15 protein-coding genes are annotated in these 17,575 nt (G+C 50.0%); 4 read left to right on the forward strand and 11 right to left on the reverse strand.

Annotation, left to right across the window (positions count from 1 at the left end; all coding sequences use genetic code 11):
- Positions 1–10: 10 nt before the first annotated feature.
- Positions 11–2,446 (reverse strand): heavy metal translocating P-type ATPase, encoded by a 2,436-nt coding sequence (locus tag K7397_RS01350; protein ID WP_223066147.1) that lies wholly within the window; start codon positions 2,444–2,446, stop codon positions 11–13.
- 96 nt (positions 2,447–2,542) lie between these two features.
- A complete protein-coding gene (copZ, locus tag K7397_RS01355) occupies positions 2,543–2,743 on the reverse strand; it encodes a copper chaperone CopZ (protein ID WP_223066148.1) in 201 nt (66 codons plus the stop codon).
- Positions 2,744–3,122: 379 nt separating this feature from the next.
- On the opposite strand from copZ, the gene K7397_RS01360 reads away from it, so the two are divergent.
- Both K7397_RS01360 and K7397_RS01365 read left to right on the forward strand, forming a co-directional pair.
- A complete protein-coding gene (locus K7397_RS01360; protein ID WP_223066149.1) occupies positions 3,123–3,668 on the forward strand; it encodes a hypothetical protein in 546 nt (181 codons plus the stop codon).
- Positions 3,669–3,851: 183 nt separating this feature from the next.
- Positions 3,852–4,301 (forward strand): hypothetical protein, encoded by a 450-nt coding sequence (locus K7397_RS01365; protein WP_237690588.1) that lies wholly within the window; start codon positions 3,852–3,854, stop codon positions 4,299–4,301.
- Between the two features lie 416 nt (positions 4,302–4,717).
- Here the strand turns inward: K7397_RS01365 and K7397_RS01370 are convergent, their stop codons facing one another.
- The 5 genes from K7397_RS01370 to K7397_RS01390 form a co-directional block, all read right to left on the reverse strand.
- Positions 4,718–4,879, reverse strand: a complete 162-nt coding sequence (locus K7397_RS01370; protein WP_223066150.1) for a hypothetical protein — start codon at positions 4,877–4,879, stop codon at positions 4,718–4,720.
- A 147-nt stretch (positions 4,880–5,026) separates the two neighbouring features.
- Complete coding sequence (locus K7397_RS01375; RefSeq protein WP_223066151.1) at positions 5,027–5,971, reverse strand: dihydrodipicolinate synthase family protein; 945 nt, start codon at positions 5,969–5,971, stop codon at positions 5,027–5,029.
- Positions 5,968–7,638 (reverse strand): ribulokinase, encoded by a 1,671-nt coding sequence (locus K7397_RS01380; RefSeq protein ID WP_223066152.1) that lies wholly within the window; start codon positions 7,636–7,638, stop codon positions 5,968–5,970. Before K7397_RS01380 ends, K7397_RS01375 begins: the two co-directional genes overlap by 4 nt.
- A gap of 28 nt (positions 7,639–7,666) precedes the next feature.
- Complete coding sequence (locus K7397_RS01385) at positions 7,667–9,448, reverse strand: L-fucose isomerase (protein WP_223066153.1); 1,782 nt, start codon at positions 9,446–9,448, stop codon at positions 7,667–7,669.
- Positions 9,449–9,649: 201 nt separating this feature from the next.
- Positions 9,650–10,669 (reverse strand): LacI family DNA-binding transcriptional regulator, encoded by a 1,020-nt coding sequence (locus K7397_RS01390; RefSeq protein WP_223066154.1) that lies wholly within the window; start codon positions 10,667–10,669, stop codon positions 9,650–9,652.
- Between the two features lie 353 nt (positions 10,670–11,022).
- On the opposite strand from K7397_RS01390, the gene K7397_RS01395 reads away from it, so the two are divergent.
- On the forward strand, positions 11,023–12,330 hold the full coding sequence (locus K7397_RS01395; RefSeq protein ID WP_237690589.1) for an MFS transporter: 1,308 nt from the start codon (positions 11,023–11,025) through the stop codon (positions 12,328–12,330).
- A 23-nt stretch (positions 12,331–12,353) separates the two neighbouring features.
- The gene (locus K7397_RS01400; protein WP_237690590.1) at positions 12,354–13,442 is read left to right on the forward strand and encodes a phosphoglycerate dehydrogenase; all 1,089 of its coding nucleotides are present in this window, start codon (positions 12,354–12,356) and stop codon (positions 13,440–13,442) included.
- Between the two features lie 106 nt (positions 13,443–13,548).
- Here K7397_RS01400 and K7397_RS01405 read toward each other — a convergent pair whose 3' ends face one another.
- From K7397_RS01405 to K7397_RS01420, 4 genes are all read right to left on the reverse strand, one after another.
- Complete coding sequence (locus K7397_RS01405) at positions 13,549–13,779, reverse strand: PfkB family carbohydrate kinase (protein WP_223066155.1); 231 nt, start codon at positions 13,777–13,779, stop codon at positions 13,549–13,551.
- Between the two features lie 127 nt (positions 13,780–13,906).
- Entirely contained in the window at positions 13,907–14,746 is an 840-nt protein-coding gene (locus tag K7397_RS01410) for a carbohydrate ABC transporter permease (protein ID WP_223066156.1), read from the reverse strand.
- 28 nt (positions 14,747–14,774) lie between these two features.
- On the reverse strand, positions 14,775–15,677 hold the full coding sequence (locus tag K7397_RS01415) for a carbohydrate ABC transporter permease (RefSeq protein ID WP_223066157.1): 903 nt from the start codon (positions 15,675–15,677) through the stop codon (positions 14,775–14,777).
- A 14-nt stretch (positions 15,678–15,691) separates the two neighbouring features.
- Positions 15,692–17,563, reverse strand: coding sequence for a GH32 C-terminal domain-containing protein (locus K7397_RS01420; RefSeq protein ID WP_223066158.1), 1,872 nt, complete (start codon positions 17,561–17,563; stop codon positions 15,692–15,694).
- Positions 17,564–17,575 lie beyond the last annotated feature (12 nt).

Genomic DNA, 17,575 nt, shown 5'->3' on the forward strand with positions numbered 1-17,575 from the left:
CATCTCTCGGTTACACCTTCATACGCTGCAAGCGAAGCGCATTTAAGACGACGGATACAGAGCTGAGTGCCATGGCAGCTCCGGCAACCCAAGGGGCAAGAAGGCCAATGGCGGCAATCGGGATCCCAATGGAGTTGTATGCGAGCGCCCAGAACAGATTTTGTCTGATATTGCTCATCGTGCGGCGGCTCATCTCAATCGCCTCGGGGATACTGTTCAGATCCCCCCGCATGAGCGTCACATCGGCAGCTTCCATGGCCACGTCTGTGCCTGTGCCTACCGCCATGCCGATGTCCGCCATCGCGAGCGCAGGCGCGTCGTTGATTCCGTCCCCGACCATCGCTACTTTTTTGCCCTGATTCTGAAGCTTCTTCACTTCTTCCGCTTTGCCTTCCGGCAGCACCTCTGCCAAGACATGCTCAATACCTGCCTGCTTGGCAATCGCTGCTGCGGTGCGGGCATTGTCGCCGGTGATCATAATGACCTGGACGCCCATTTGCTTCAGACGTTCCACGGCTTCTTTCGAAGTCTCCTTGATCGTATCTGCTACTGCAACGAGCCCTGCATACTGGCGATCCACGGCGACAAGCATCGCCGTCTTTCCGGACTCTTCAAGCTGCTCCATCATGGCAATTGCAGGTTCAAACGCAATATTGTATTTTCCCATCAGCTTGCGGGTACCGGCAAGGATTTCTTTGCCTTCTACCAAGGCGCGGATGCCGAAGCCGGGAATCGCTTCGAATTCATCTGCGGCGGGCAGTTCAATCCCTTTTTCGATAATGCCAGTTACGATGGCTTCTGCCAGCGGGTGTTCCGAATTTTTCTCGGCGGCGCCGACCCATCTTAAGAACGAGGCTTCGTCACCGGACTCGACTACAACATCCGTAAGCTCCGGCTTGCCTTTCGTAACCGTTCCGGTTTTATCGAGAATAATCGTATCGATCCGGTGGGTGGCCTCCAAGTGTTCCCCGCCTTTAAACAGCACGCCAAGTTCCGCAGCCCGGCCTGATCCGGCCATAATGGAAGTTGGGGTCGCAAGTCCGAGCGCGCATGGGCAAGCAATAACCAGAATGGCGATACCCACTTCAAGGGCGTTCGCAAATTGTCCCGGTGTAATGAAGAAGTACCACACGAGGAAGGCCACGGCCGAAATCGCAACGACAATCGGCACAAAGATGCCTGAGATCACATCCGCAACCCTTTGGATAGGAGCTTTGGAGCCTTGGGCCTCTTCCACCACTTTAATAATTTGGGCGAGCGCCGTTTCTTTCCCGACCTTGGTTGCTTGAATCCGCAGCAATCCGTTCTTGTTCACCGTGGCTCCTATTACCGTGTCTCCGGCTCTTTTCTCAATCGGTAGGCTTTCTCCCGTCAACATCGATTCATCCACGGAGGAAACGCCATCAATGACCTGGCCATCGACAGGTACTTTCTCTCCCGGTTTTACGATCACAATGTCCCCAGTCTCGACAGCTTCAATTGGCAGGCTGATCTCTTGTCCGTCTCGAACGACGAGCGCCGTTTTGGCCTGAAGTCCCATCAATGTTTTGATCGCTTCCGATGTGCGTCCTTTAGCCAATGCTTCAAACAATTTGCCCAGAATGACCAATGTGATCAGCACGGAGCTCGTTTCATAATACATGGCTGGTCCTTCATGGTGCATGCCGGCACCGGACCATACCCAATCGAGCGTCAAATAAAGACTATAGAAATAGGCTGCCGAGGTACCGAGTGCAACCAGTACGTCCATATTGGCGCTCTTGTTGCGTAAAGCCTTGTATGCCCCTACATAGAAGTGACCCCCAATGTAGAATTGAACGGGCGTTGCCAGCGCAAGCTGGAACCATGGATTCATGAACAGTTCCGGCATCCAGATCCAGGAGGCAAATGAGAAATGGCTGACCATGGACCAAAGCAGCGGCAGGGATAGCACGGCTGAAATGATAAACTTGCGTTTTTGCCTGGAAATTTCTTGTTTCCGGTGCTCTCCCGGATCCGCCTGCTCTTGTTTCGCTTCCGCCTTGTATCCGAGCTGGGCCACTTTGTTCTGCATATCGGGAACGGATAGGACTGCCGGATTATATTCAACATGTGCCGTTTCCAAGGCAAAGTTCACGTTCGCTTTGCTCACGCCCGGCAGTTTACTCAAGCCTTTTTCGATCCTGGCAGCGCATGCGGCGCAGGTCATCCCGGTAATTTGCAGATCGGCCGACTCTTTGACCGTGCCGTAACCAAGCTTCTCGATGCGTTCCTCCATTTGGGGAACCGCTACTTGCTTCGGATCATAAGTGACGGTTGCTCGCTCGAGGGCAAAATTCACATTGGCGTCCGTCACTCCCTCCATTTTCTTCAAACCTTTCTCGATTCGGTTCGCACACGCAGCACAAGTCATTCCCGTAATCTGCAAAGTTGTATGTTCGCTTGTTCGTGCTTCAGCCGTACTCATCATAATCACCCTTATTTCATGGTTTATTTATACCCCATTAGGGTATATGAATCTGTAAAAGAAAGGAGCCAACATGGGTGATGGCTCCGGATTCAATTAAACGACTTCGTAACCTTGATCTTCGATAGCCTCTTTAATCGCTTCAAGCGAAACCGCTGTTTCGTCGTAATTAACCGCTACCGATTTGCTTTCAAGATCGACCTTGGCGGAAGCGCCAAGATTGTTAACAGCACCTTCAACCGATTTCACACAATGTCCGCAGGACATGCCTTCCACTTGCAATGTAACATTTACCATCTGTACCCCTCCAATAAGTATTATGGATTTATTTCATTAGTTTTTATCAATCAAATTTTTAACGCCTCTAATTTGGACCTCGATCGGCCTGAGTCTTGACACAAGATTCGACTTTATTTTATCCGAGTGATGACTTTTCCGTTCAGTCGCGGCGTCACAGCATTCAACATCCTGAAGAGTCATCTCATCGGCCATCTGCGTCACCTCCTCGACCTAAATATACAATACCCCCCATAGGTATGTCAATGGGATTTTCCATTTTTATCAATCATCAAATTCATATTCTGATGGAAAGCTAATTTCGCAACAACCTTGGGACAGAGCATTGCAACATTTCATTAACCTATACCGTCTGCATTTCAAAAGGACGGTGTTAATTTTGAGAAAAGTATTCATGCTGGCACTTCTTTTGATCTTACTCGCTCCAGCAAATAAATCGTCTGCTTTATCTTGCGCAGAAATTCCGTCGGTTGAGGAAGCTTATGAAAAATATGACGGGGTATTGATTGGTTATGTAGATGATGTCGTTCGTACGGATCAGAACAACAAAATCCATATCTTAGTTAAAAGAAGCTTTAAAGGCATCAAAGAAAATAAGCTCATTGTAGGAGAAGACATCACTTGGGGGGCATTTTGGGGGCCTAGTGAGAAGGGCGAGGAATATCTTTTTTTTCTAAGACAGAGTAACAATGAATGGGAAAATCCTTTATGCGCTCCAACCATGAAGGTTGCTGACGCATCAAAAGAGCTTGAATTTCTGAAAGATAAAGAAATCACAATACAGAACACTCCTAGCCAAACTGAAGAACCAGTTTCAAGGGTTGAAGTAAAACCAGATTCCACCAGTTGGTGGATCATTGCCATGGTTACGGTTTTTTTGGGAGTTGTTGGTTATGCAATCTTTCGTTTCATACGGAGGCCGTAGACCCGTGTCCTTGCCTAACTGCAAATACACCACATAAGAAAACACACTCACCTCATATACGGTATTACTTACGCCCAAATAGTGTGATCCCTATTTCAATAAGATTTTTTGAGGCAACCTGAACAATATCAGCATACCCTACTGTAGGCGTTTATCCAAAAATGACTCGGGAAGGTGTTATAGTTGAGACAAAATGAAGTGTGGCAATCCGTTGCGACCGAATTATACCGAAGCCTGTATGGTGAACAGATGGTATGCTCCATGAGCACACAATTGTTTCATGTTCCTGAAACGAAAGATTTGCCAGGAAATCTGGAAATGCACACGCATCTTGTTCCGGCTTCTTATCATCGCGTAACTGCGGCCGGATCCGCACAGAGGCTGCTAAACGGCGAAAGCGCGCCATCCATTGTGGAGACGCTAGTTGCCTGCATACAAAACGCCGAACAGAGAGACCGCAACGTGTACGCCGGTTTGCAAACCATGAGGGACGCCGCCCCCGCTTCATTCAAACCATTTATAGAAAACATCATTCGCTGGGAGGATTATACGGAATATCATTTGCAAAATGCCAAACGCTTCGCTATATCAATCACCGGCTCAGCCGCATGGCAGGGACAACCACAATATTAGGAGTCCGTAAGAATCATCATATGATGGGCTTGGACTATGAATAGGCCTAGTACCAGCGTACATTGTCTCCAAGTTCAAACATGAGAGATTACGCACGAGCAAATGATCGTAAGAGCGATATCGGCGGTGGGCAAACCGATCGACGTTTCTGACAAGCAGGAGTAACTGCCAGCGAAGTTTGCCGATTTCCAAGTCCCTAGTAGAAGAAATATCCCCCGCTTCTTCAATAAGAACCCCTTTCACCTTTAGATTCAATCATTGCCATTTCCAGCTCTATCAAAACAATACATTTAAAGCTATAAGTTTATCACAATGAGATAAAAAAGAAGCGCCCATGGGCAAGGGCACTTCCCGAGATCATTCTATTCGGATATTTATAGGAGTCGCGCTAATATCGACTCACCTGACTTCCCATCTCACGGTTTTACGGGTACGGCTTTGGTCTTAAAATCATCATAGTACCATGATTTATAACCGTCGATCGGGCGATCTTTGGCTCCCTCAATCGTCGTGGTGGTATCATACCAACCCTGGTCGCCACCGTAGCTGTAAGTGTTTGTCGCGTATTCGACAGGCACAAACATTCCGTAGTTGTGCTCGACGGTCAGCGCAACATCTTCTTGAGTGACTTTACAGACTCTAGTGAGAAGGGCGAGGAATATCTTTTTTTCTAAGACAGAGTAACTAAACAATCATGATCTCACGCTCGCAAACCTCAAAACTCGCTATATGCGAGTCCCAGCATCACGCCCCAAATATTTTTGTGCCAATGATGCCGAAAACCCGTACAGCTGTCTTATTTCCAACAGATTTGTAGCTGTGAATTCGTTTACATTATTAGTCCGGATTGACGGAAATATAGGAACGCCTTCTATTTTCAGAAAATGCTTGGCATTCAGCGGATAAACCTGTCTTTCGATCAGCGACATGATCGACAGCGCGTTCATCAGTTCGTCGGCTTCGTCCGGAGCGTTCTTCCAATGCTGAAGCAACCACACATATAGTTCCGGATGAAAGTTGGCCATAACGCCGCTGTAGCCTTCCACTCCGATCTTCAGGGTTTCCAGCAGCGTGGCGGAATTAGCATTGTAAATTTTCAGATTTGTTCCTTGTACCGCCTCCAATTTGGCTTGAATATGGGCAACGTCGCAGCTTGTATCCTTAAGGAAATAAAATCTCCCCGTACCGGCAAAGCTCTTCAGCAGATCCGGCGAAATCAGTCGCTTATACGGATAAGGGCACTCGTAGAAACCGAGGGGGATGTCATCCGGAATTTGCTCCAGCAGCTTATGCAAATTGTTTCTCCACACTTCGTCCGTTTCATGCTCAGCGGCCAGACGGTTTGTAATGAGAATGACGGCGTCTACTCCTGTATCGGCCATCTTCCGAATTTCTTCAGCCTGCTCCTCCAATGTTTCGGCTATGTGTCCCGAAGCAATGACAGGCACTCGTCCCGCAGCTTTTTCTTTGACGAATCCAACAAGCTTAAGCCGCTCCTCCTCCGACAGGAAGAACATCTCACTGGATTGGCAGACGGCGAACAAGCCCTTCACGCCCCGGCCAATGTACCATTCCATCAGCTGCTCCAGGGCGTTGTAATCGATCTGGTTGTCCCGCGTATACGGGGTGAGCATAACCGGCCATACGCCTCCGGGAAAAGGTTTATTCATTCCGGCACCTCCGAACTTGTGCTCATTTTCTGCTGTTTCAGCTGCTGCATGAACGCGGGCGAATCGCGTCCAAAATAATCGTGAAGCTGCAAGTAAGCTGCATACAGTAGGTTATACAATTTCGCGTTTTTAGGATTTGGTTTATAGCTGTCTTCTTTCACTTTGGCCATATGCTGCGCCGCTTCGGCGATATTGTCCCACCCCCCGGCTGCGACCGCAGCGTACATGGCCGAACCTAAAGCGGTAATTTGAGATGAATCGGCCACTTTGATTTCGTGGTTAAGGACATCCGCGTAAATTTGCATCAGCAGGTTGTTTTTTTGAGGCAGGCCGCCGCAGGCGAAAATCTCATTGATGATAAGACCTGCGTCAGCAAAGGTCTCCAGTATTTTTCGAGTGCCAAAAGCGGTAGACTCCAGCATGCAGCGGTAGATCTCCTCCGGACGCGTTGCCAGCGTCAAGCCGACGATCAATCCGGACAGGTTGGCGTTCACCAATACCGAGCGGTTTCCGTTCCACCAATCCAGGGCAATCAGACCCGATTCGCCCGGGCATAGCCGGGAGGCTTGACCTTCAAGCCATTCATGAATTGATACTCCCTTTTTGACGGCTTTGTCCTGAACATATGAGGGGACCGCCTGATTCACATACCAGGAGAAGGCATCCCCTACGGCGGCCTGACCGGTTTCATAGCCATAAAAGCCGGGAATAATGCCGTCTTCCACAACGCCGCAAATCCCTTCTATCTCTTCTTCCCGGTCCGAAACAAGCATATGGCAGGTTGAAGTGCCCATCGACATGACCAGCTGTCCCGGCCGAACGGCTCCGACAGCGGGAACGGCGGCATGGGCGTCAATAATGTTCACGGCAACTGCAGTGCCTGCCTTCAGACCCAGCCTAGCCGCCATCTCCTGCGTTAGAACTCCCGCTTTCGCACCGAGAGGCAGGATTTTGCCGCGCAGCTTCGTTTGCGCCGCGTTGGCAAGTCTTGGATCCAGCATGCTTAGAAAGTGAGGATCCGGATAACCTTCGCGTTTGCTCCACAGCGCCTTGAAACCGCTCGTGCTGCTGCTGCGTGACAATTCTCCCGTCAAACGGAAGACCATCCAATCCCCCGCTTCCAGCCAAAGATCAGCCGCTTCATAGACTTCGGGATCATCCCGAAGCACCTCCAGCAATTTAGGGAACATCCACTCGGACGAAATCTTTCCGCCATACTGGTTCGGAAAATGCTCCTTACGGCTGGCTGCGAGCGCAGTAATTTCATCCGCTTCCGGCTGAGCGGCATGGTGCTTCCAAAGCTTCACCCAGCTGTGCGGGCGGTGCTTCCATTGTTCGTTCACGCATAAAGGGATTCCGCTTCCATCTGTCGGCAAAATGGTGCACGAAGTAAAATCAATCCCTATCCCGATCACATCCTCGGGAAGAACATGCGCGGTATCCAACACTTCCGGGATGGAACGGTACAGGACCGCCAAATAATCTTCTGGATGCTGCAGCGACCAATCTTTGTCCAGGGGCGTCCCATCCGGCAGGCTCCGTTCCAGCACGCCATGCGGATAAGCGGTTACAGAGGAAGCCGCTTCTTTCCCTGTCCGCACTTCAACCAGCAGTACGCGCCCGGATTCCGTTCCAAAATCGACACCTATCGTATATTTTGAGTTCATGCTGCCCACCTTTCCGTATTCAGGCCCGTTAATAGAGGGGTCCGTATGCTTGACAAGCCCGGTAATCAGAAGTCATGCTATCCTCGCTGCCAAAAGCGCTCCAGACGGCGGGCCGAAAAATATTGTCCTCGGCGACGTTGTGCATCGAAACGGGAATCCTCAGCATGGAGGAAAGTGTAATAAAATCCCGTCCCACATGGCCATAACTAAGCACTCCATGATTGGATCCCCAATGGCGCATGACGGAATATACGTCCCGAAACGCGCCTTTCCCTGTCAAATTGGGAACAAAGAAAGTTGTCGGCCAGGTGACGTTGGTCCGCTTTGTAATCATGTCGTGAATGCCCGAAGGCAGTTCAATCGTATAGCCTTCCGCTAGCTGCAGCACCGGCCCCAAATGATCCACAATATTCAGCCGCGCCATCGTAACCGGCATTCCTCCGCCTGTTGTAAACTGTGTAGAGAAGCCTCCACCGCGGAAAAAATCGACGCCCGGACACCACTTGGTCGCATCAAGGCAGGCTTGCGCTTCCTCTTCTGTGATTTCCCAGAAAGGCTTCATCGCCGGCTTTCCGCCTATTAGCTGCTTGCCAGTGCCATCAAGCGCTGCCGGCCCCGAGTTGGACAAATGAATAAAACCTTCGGAACCGGGCCCAGTCAGCCTTTGACCGGTCACGCGTTCGACGGCTTCCGGGCTCCAGTAAGTACGAACGTCCGCGAAGACTTGTGCTGCGTTGGTCAGCAAGTGACCGAACAGCATCGTCACAGCGTTAAGATTGTCGTTTTCGGTGGCAAGGATATAAGGCTCTCGAATGCCGTTCCAGTCGAATGAGGAAGAGAGGATGGCTTCCATGAAATCCCCGTTCGGCATAAAATCGGTCCACGCCCGCTGTCCTTGAAAGCCTGCGGCGATCGCATGATGCCCTAGAGCCTCTTCATCAAATCCTTTTTCGGCAAGCTTGGGATTGCCGACCATCAGATCGCGGGCGATCAGCGCCATTTTTACGACAGTTTGCCAATCCTGCTCTAGTTGCTTATCAGCGCGTTTAAGCTCCGGAGGATTCACATCTTCTCCCGGGTTGCAGTTCGACCGTACCCACGCCAGTGCCCTCTCATATTCCTCTTCATCATAAATGTTCAGTTCTATCCTGCGAATGAATTCGCTCATGTCCACATATTCATTGCGCATGCCCAAATAGCGGCTAAAAAAGTCTTCGTTAACCACACAGCCGGCAATCCCCATGGATACAGAACCCATGGACAGATAAGATTTTCCCCGGATTAAGGCTGCAGCCAATGCTGATCTCGCAAATTGAAGCAGCTTTTCCTGAACGTCGGCCGGGATTGAAGAATCGTTCATGTCCTGGACGTCCTTGCCATAGATGCTGAAAACAGGCAGACCTTTTTGATTGTGAGCGGCAACGGCAGCCGCCAAATAAACGGCTCCGGGCCGTTCTGTTCCGTTAAATCCCCATATGGCTTTAAGGGTAAGCCGATTCTGATCCAGAGTTTCCGTCGGGTAGCACCAGGAAGGTGTGACCGTGATCGTAATGTCAACGCCCTCACGCTTGAATTTCTCTTCGGTTTTTGCGGCTTCCGCCACACCGCCAATCGTGGAATCCGCAATGACGCATTCAACCGGGGAGCCGTCCGGATAGCGGATATGCTCCCTAAGCAAGTCGGAAACAGCTTTGGCAAGATTCATTGTGACTTCCTCCAAAGATTCACGAATCCCGCCCCTGCGTCCGTCAATCGTGGGTCTGATGCCGATTTTGGAAAAATGGCCACTCCAGCGATCATCTGCGCGCATACTTTTCTCTCCCTTCATGAATTGCAGTTATAACGATATTGCCAATATCAATTACAATCGGATGATGAATAAAGCGGTTACAATAATGCGTAATGCAGGCTGCGTCATTCTCTGCCTGGCTCTGCGTGAGCTCTACAATGCTTATCAGGGCTGCGGCATAAATACATCACGGATACTCCCCTCCCCTATTAGTCATCATATTCATGGCTTTAGACAAGAGCCGCAGCTGTCCCGGTATACAAGCGATGTCTCATGAACAATGGCCACGGGCTCCTTCACTTTATGCTCAATCATGTCCATGACAATATCGACACACGAGTTGGCCATAGCGGCAACGGGCAGATTGACGGTGGTTAGCGACGGAATGGTAAAACGGGTCTGATCGTGATTGTCGTGTCCCACAATCTCGATATCCTGTGGGATGCGCACACCGAGTTCGTGGAGTGCGGCGAGTCCGCCGATCGCCATCGTCTCGCTCAGAAAGAACATTGCTGCCGGGAGCCGGCCGGTCAAAGCCATTTCTTTAACCGCCTTGTATCCGCCCTCTTCCGAGAAACAACCGTAAACTATACTTCGATCCGGCAGGTATAGCCCTCTCTCCCATGCAGCATCTTTAAAACCGTTAAACCGAAGGTAGATCGCTTGGGAGGGGCTATCCGGCACAATCATGCCGACGTGTGAATGCCCTTTGTCTGCAAACAGTTCTGCAACCTGCTTGCCTACCCCGTAGCTGTCAACGTAAACGCAGCTGTATTTCTCGGATTTTCGCTGATAAATGACGAGCGGAACCTTGACTTCGCTATTGTCAAGAAAGTCCAGATCCTCATCCGAGGCATTGGCAATGATGGCGCCGTTATAGCGCATTCCGGTCAGCAAGGAATCCACCTTGTCAAGACGCGAGTTCTCATAAGGCTGGATCAGCAGTTCAAATCTTTCAAGATCACCTGAAAGCTGGCTTTGTATTCCCTGTAGAAAAGGACTGATCAGGGATGCCCGCGAATCCAGCGTCCACAAAATGGCAATCACGGGAAGCAGCTCGCCTTTGCTTCTTAAGCGCCTAGCAGACAAGTTGGGGCTATACCCAACGCTATGAGCAATTTCCAGGATCTTGTTCTGGGTGGATTTGGATATTCTCATCAAGTCTCCTTTGCCGCTGAGGACAAAGGATGCCGTTCCGGGCGAGACGCCTGCCTTTGAAGCAATTTCTTTAATCGTTGCCATAAACTCAGCTCCTATAATCTGGGAAAAAGCGATAACAATAACGTTATAGCTGCTCTTTTTTTCCAGCTTAATACAATTAAATGACGGCGTCAACGTAAGAAAAAAAAAGAATTTATTTTGTTTGACAGATCAAAAATTGCTTGTTATAAATTGGGTATAACGTTTTAGCATAACGATTAAGCCAGTTGTCCAACCTGAATGACCTTATCTTTTTGCCAAGCCAAATGTTTAAGGTTTGTGATATGCTTCCTAAAGGCGGTGATAACAGCCTGTTTCGTTCAGGTTAATTTGATAGCGTTTCCATTATTCGCAGGCGCTCTATTTCCCCAAATTTGATGAGGAGGATAGCAAGCATGAATAAAGAAATGCAAGTCAATTTACTAACCCCTCTGCCAATCGGCAAAAAAACAACCGTTCGCTGGAAGGTGGCTGTTCTCATGTGGGCGGCCATTTCGATCAACTACATTGACCGTACGGTTCTCTCCGTTGCTGCTCCCGAGATCTCCCGGCATTTTCAGCTCACTGAAGGTCAAATGGGTATCATTCTGTCGTCCTTTTTCTGGTCCTATGTCTTATTGCAAATTCCGTCCGGGTGGATTGCCGACAAGATCGGGCAGCGGATTATGCTCGCGGTTTCCGTAGGCTGGTGGTCACTCGCAACCGCATGTATGGGCTTCGCCCGCGGATTCGGTTCGCTGGTGGCGCTTCGAGTGCTGCTCGGCATGGGCGAAGCTGGCGCCTATCCGTGCAATGCCGGAATCACCTCCAAGTGGTTCCCCGCTACTGAAAGAGCAAGAGTCGCATCTATTTTTGATAGCGGTTCCAAAGTGGGAACAGCCATTGCGATGCCGCTGATCGTCTGGCTGGTGGCCGTTTTCAATTGGCAAATCGCCTTTGTCATCTCCGGTGCGCTTGGTTTCGTCTGGATTTTGATCTGGTGGTTCTATTATCAGGATCCAGAGAAACACAAATATATCAACAAGGCAGAACTGGCTTTTATTCAGAATGGGCAAATGCAGACCACATCTCATAACGAACGCCCGCTAAAATGGTATCAGCTGCTTAAATACCGCAATGTCTGGGCGATATGTCTTGGATTTTTTTGCATCAACTACACGGCTTACTTCTTTATCACCTGGTTTCCTACCTATCTGGTTGAGGAAAAAGGCATGGGCTCCATCAAAATGGGGTTTGTAGCGATGATCCCTCCCCTTGCAGCCATCCTCTCCCAGCTTTTTGCCGGCTGGTTGTCCGATAAGCTGTATGAGAGGGGCATGCCGATTACGCGGGTAAGAAAAACGTTCCTCGTAAGCGGACTGATCGTAGCCACTTCCATCGGCTTTGCAGCCGTTGCGGAACAAATCTGGCTTACCGTTGGACTTCTGACGCTTTCCTATTGCGGTTTAACTTTTGCCGGCTCACAGGTTTGGGCCCTTCCGGCAGACCTTGCTCCCAAAAACATGGCTTCCACGTTGGGAGCGCTGCAGAACACCTTTTCCAATATGGCGGGGATCGTCGGACCGATTATCACCGGCTTTATCGTTCAGGCGACCGGCTCGTTTGTTCCGGCGCTTATGCTGACGGCTGGACTCGTTATTTTTGGAGCGCTGAATTACTTGCTTCTTCTTGGCCGAGTTAAAACCATCGAAACCCAGCCTTAATTCATAAGGAGGATGTGCGGAAAATGCCGACAAATTTCAAAGTGCTGGTAACCGCTACCAACTACGGGGAACTGTGCGGGGAAGCCAAACAGCGGCTGGAGAATTACGATATCGAGGTTATTGAAAATCCGTTCGGCCGTCCCCTGACGTTTGAGGAGCTGCGCGAACGGATTGGAGATATTGACGCTGTAATCGCCGGAATCGACACCTGGAATGAGGCCGTCTTCCAGCTTGCTCCCAAATTAAAGGCCATTGCCCGCTTTGGTGTTGGCGTTGACAATATCGATATTGAAAAAGCGCGGGATTACGGCATTAAAGTGACAAACGCCCCCAGGCTGAATTCGAATGCCGTAGCTGAACTGACCGTAGGACTTATACTCGGCATCCTGCGGAATATTCCGGCCCTGGATCACTCGACACGACTCGGAAGCTGGGAGCGTTTCGTCGGCGATGAACTGGACGGCCGCTCAATCGGCTTGCTGGGATTCGGAAACATCGCCCAAATGGTGGCCAAAAAGCTGCAGGGTTTCGATGTTCAGCTACGCGCCTTTGATAAATACCCGAATGTTGAAAAAGCCAAAGAATACCGTGTTGAGATTGTCTCTTTGGAAGATGTGCTGCAAAAGAGCGATATCGTTACCCTGCATCTGCCCAGCCTTCCGGAAACCAAATACTTTATGAATGATGAACGATTCGGAATGATGAAACCGCATTCCTATTTTGTGAACACATCCAGAGGGCTTCTGGTTGAGGAAAACGCGTTGTACCGTGCGCTCACTTCCGGCAGCCTGAAGCTTGCGGCCATCGATGTGTATGAACATGAACCGGTACTCCCAAGCAATCCCTTGTTAGGCCTTCCGAATCTGATCGCGACGCCGCATACCGCAGCGGAAACTTTTGAAACCTACCGAAGTGTCGGTCTGCTGACGGCCGAAGCCATTATAGATTGGACGGCAGAGTTCCGAACAATCTGCTGTAAAGACAGTTTGTCCGATCCGGCTTCAAATCGTTGTTCTATTCCAGTATTAGCAACAAAAAAGAGGGGTTCCGCATCGTGTTCATGTTTCACCTGGGTAATACGCTTCCATCAAGCGATGCTTACCCGGGTTTAAACGAGAACGCCGATTTACACGAGCGGAACCCCTTACCCATATATGAGACAGGTCTTGACTTTTAATCGCCGGTTTTGACAGCTTACGCACACGTAATCCGCGGTTATTATCGGGACAATAATCCGTCCATAAGCTTCCGGATGTCCTCCAATCCCCCGAACGAAGGGATCGCGCCTTTGCCCGTTGTGGCAAGCCCCCCTGCCGCATTTGCAAATCGAATGCTTTCCATAAGCTCGGCCTCCGTCCATTCCGTAACGTGCTTACCGCTTGTGCTTACCCTGTATAAAAAGGCACCGAGAAATGCATCTCCTGCACCTGTCGTAGCCACCACATTCACCGGAGCGCCGCCCGGATTCGGCTCATAAGGGTTTCTCCTGCGGCCGATTTGCCGTAAGGCAGAAAATCAATTAAATATTCCCCAAGCGCTACCGCATCAAATTTCATCCTTCTCTCTCCCCTTTTGTTTAGCCTTTAATCCCCGACATGGCGATGCCTTGAATATAATAACGCTGCAGGAACAGGAACAGGATAAGAATCGGAAGCGTAGAAATCGTGCTCGCCGCCAAAATTTTGGACCAATCCGTTCCTTCCGTGGAGGAGAAAGAAGCGATGGCCACCTGGATCATCTGCTTGGCGTTGTCATTAATTACGATAAGCGGCCAGAGATAGGAGTCCCAGTTGCCCAAAAAGGTCATGAGTCCAAGCGTAACCAGAGCAGGTACGGCAGCCGGAAGCACGATGCTCATGAAGGCCCGTGGAATCGATGCCCCGTCAATTCTGGCTGCTTCCATAATTTCATTCGGGATGTCCGCGAAAAACTGCCGCAGCAGAAAGATCCCGAACACCGACAGCATCGAAGGAATAATCAGCGCCTCATAAGAATTTAGCCAGTTCAGATAATGCATGGTGAGATAGTTAGGCACAAGCGTAACTTCGCCTGGAATGACCATGGCGGACATAAACAGGATGAACACAAGATTTTTTCCGCGAAAACGCAGCTTGGCAAAGGCGAAAGCCGCCATGGCATTGATAATCAGAACAGCCACTGTAACCGTAGCCGCTACAAATAACGTATTGCCGATGTACCGGAAGAACGGGTTCGTTTCATTAAAAATGACTTTCCCGTAATTCGAGAACGTGAAATCCACCGGAATGAGCATATGAATGTTGAGCCCTGACGCATATTTGAATAGTTCCTGATATGGACGAAGCGAACCGAGAATCATCCAGATGACGGGAAATAGACAAATAAGGGCGATCAAGACCATGGCCGTATATTTTACCGTTAACAGAGTTATCTTCATGGCTTTTGTACCTCCTGCATGAATAAGTCTAGTCTTCTCTATTGAAAAATTTCATTTGCACCAGCGAGATGATCAGCACAATGGCGAACAACACAAATGCCGCAGAGGTGGCATAGCCCATTTGGCTTTGCTGGAAGGCCAGCTTGTAGATATAGAACACGACGGTTTCCGTGGAGCCGTTTGGACCGCCGTTGGTCAGCACGAAAATAAGTCCCGAAAGCTTGATGGCGTCAATCGTCGTAATGATGACGACAAATGCCGTCGTGCGGTTAAGCAGCGGCAGCGTGATCCGGAAGAACTGTTGTATCTTCGACGCTCCGTCTACCCTTGCCGCTTCATACAAATCCTGCGAAATATTATTCAGTCCAGCCAAATAGATGATCATGAAAAATCCGACGGCTTTCCAGATGCCCAAAATAATGACCCCGTTCATCGCCGTATCCGGGTTGGACAAAAAGCTCGTTGTCGGCAGATGAAGCAGCTTCAAAAAATTGTTCAGAGCGCCAAAGTCTTTGTTGTAGATCAGTTTAAATACAATAGCCGCCACCGAAGTCGAAATTACGACCGGGATGAAATAAAACGTGCGGAAAAGTCCCGTTCCCGGACGCCGTTTCTGGATCAGCAGCGCAAGCCCGAGCGAAATGCAGGTTTGCACGGGAATGACGATCACGGCAAAATAGAAGGAGTGCGCAAGACTGCTCAGAAACTCTTTGTCGCGGAAGAGCTGCACGTAGTTATCAAGCCCCACGAAGGATTTATTTGAACTTATTAGCGAATAATTTTGAAAACTGATGATAAAGGCTTGAATCATCGGATAAAAAACGAATACCAGCAGCAGCAGAAATGCAGGCAGGATGAACCAGAGTGCGGTTCTCTGCTCATGTCTGTAAAATCGGTCCGACCCTTTTTTTCCTTTAATTGCGGATTCCATACGGCATAACCCCTTTATTCTTGATATACAAATACATTCAGCACAGCCGAGACGGTTCCGTCCGAAGTGACCCCTTTGATCTCGACGCTGCCTGACTTCAGTCCTTTAATCCGGGCTTCCGTTCCTTTGCTTTGCTCCACCTTCGCGATGGATTCGTCGCTGGAGACCCAGTTCAGCTGCTGAGGCAGGCTAAGCGGAACAACCGCTCCTTTAATGGACTGTATAGAGCCTACGGGAATATCCAGACTTGTCTGCTCAAGCAGCACTCTTAGCGGTGCTTTGGAATCCGGATCCTCATCCCGCCAAATCGTTCGCAGCGGATAATAAGCCGCCTTGTTAAGCACAACGCCTCCTCCTTCGGAGAAGAGCTCAAGACCATTGCTAACCGCGCCCGGAAAAACAAGATTGGAGGAAACGATCTCGCCGTCATTCGCAAAGATTTCAACGGTTGATTCATCTACAAAGATTTGAAGCTTCAGTTTCCCGTTCTTGAGTTCCAGGGGAGCTGTCATCGCCTCGGCAAATCCGGATTCAAACTGGGACTCGCCGGAGCGGGTCCGGTCGAAAATCAATTGCTTCGCCTTTGGATCGTAAGTGATCACCGTTTCCTGATTCGTCCCTTTTCGAAGCTTCAAGCCGAACCTGGAATCCGAGTTGACCGTAAATTCCGTATCCAGTTCATAGGAGGTCCCGTGAATGCCTGAAAGCGGATTCGTTTTAGTCGTCAGCTCTTGCTCTGCAAGCTCGGTTGCCTTTCCTCGAAGCGTTTCCAATTCCTTAACCGGTTTCTGTACGAGCCGGATGCCTTTGCCCGGGATATCGCGAAGCGTGAGTTCACGGGACACGGACATATTCCCTTTCCAGGGCGATGTCGGCATGTTAAACGGGTATCTCCAGTTCGACATCCATCCGACCCAGATGCGGCGTCCGTCCTTTTCAGGGATATCCGAGAAGGAAACGGCGGCATAGAAGTCTTTGCCAAAGTCCGTCCATAGTACATCGGAAGGCGCGTTGTCATTCGTGAAATTCTCACCGTCAAATGAACCGACGAAGTATTGAGCGGTAGACCCCTTTGTCGTTTCATTGTTTCCAATGCTTACGGTAAGGACCCACTTCTTCTGCTCAGTTCCTTCCACGGGAAGCTCGAATAGATCCGGACATTCCCAAACCGCGGCATGGGATCCCTGGTCCGACCCGAATTCGCCGGTCATGGTCCATTCTTTCAAGTTTTTGGAGCTGTAAAATCTCACCTTTTGATCGACGGACACAGCCATGACCCATTTCTTGGCCGGCCCGTACCAGATAACCTTCGGATCCCGAAAATCTTTGAGTCCGGGATTCGGAATAACCGGATTGCCTTCATATTTGGTCCAGGTTCGGCCTTTGTCGCTGCTGTAAGCGATGCTTTGCGACTGGACGCCATCCTTAAAATGGGTGAAGATGGCAACTAGCCCTGCTTTGCCTCCAAAAAATCCGCTCGTATCCTTGCGATCGACAACCGCGCTGCCAGACCAGATTTCACCCAAAGCATCGCGAACCAGGGCGGGCTGAAGCTCGGTCCAGTGAATCAGATCCGTGCTTACCATATGCCCCCATTGACCGCTGTTCTGGTAAAACTGGTGGTACTCGCCAGCGAAATACACCATACCGTTCGGATCGCTCATATTACCGGTTGCATCCGACACATGATATTGCGGCCGGTACAATTCCGTATGATAAGACCGGTCGGAATTGTAAACGAACGGAGGAGGGGAGTCTATAGGCGGCTCCTCATCATTTCCGCTATCCGTTTTTGTGCATCCAGCCAGCATGGTGGCTCCGGCGAATGCTGCCGCGAGCAGAACTCTGGAAGTGACCAGGACCTTTTTGCGGGTATTGCTGCTCATGCGTTAGTCCTC

The sequence above is a fragment of the Paenibacillus caui genome, from assembly GCF_019904135.1.
In the GTDB taxonomy this organism is placed as follows: Bacteria; Bacillota; Bacilli; order Paenibacillales; family Paenibacillaceae; genus Fontibacillus; species Fontibacillus caui.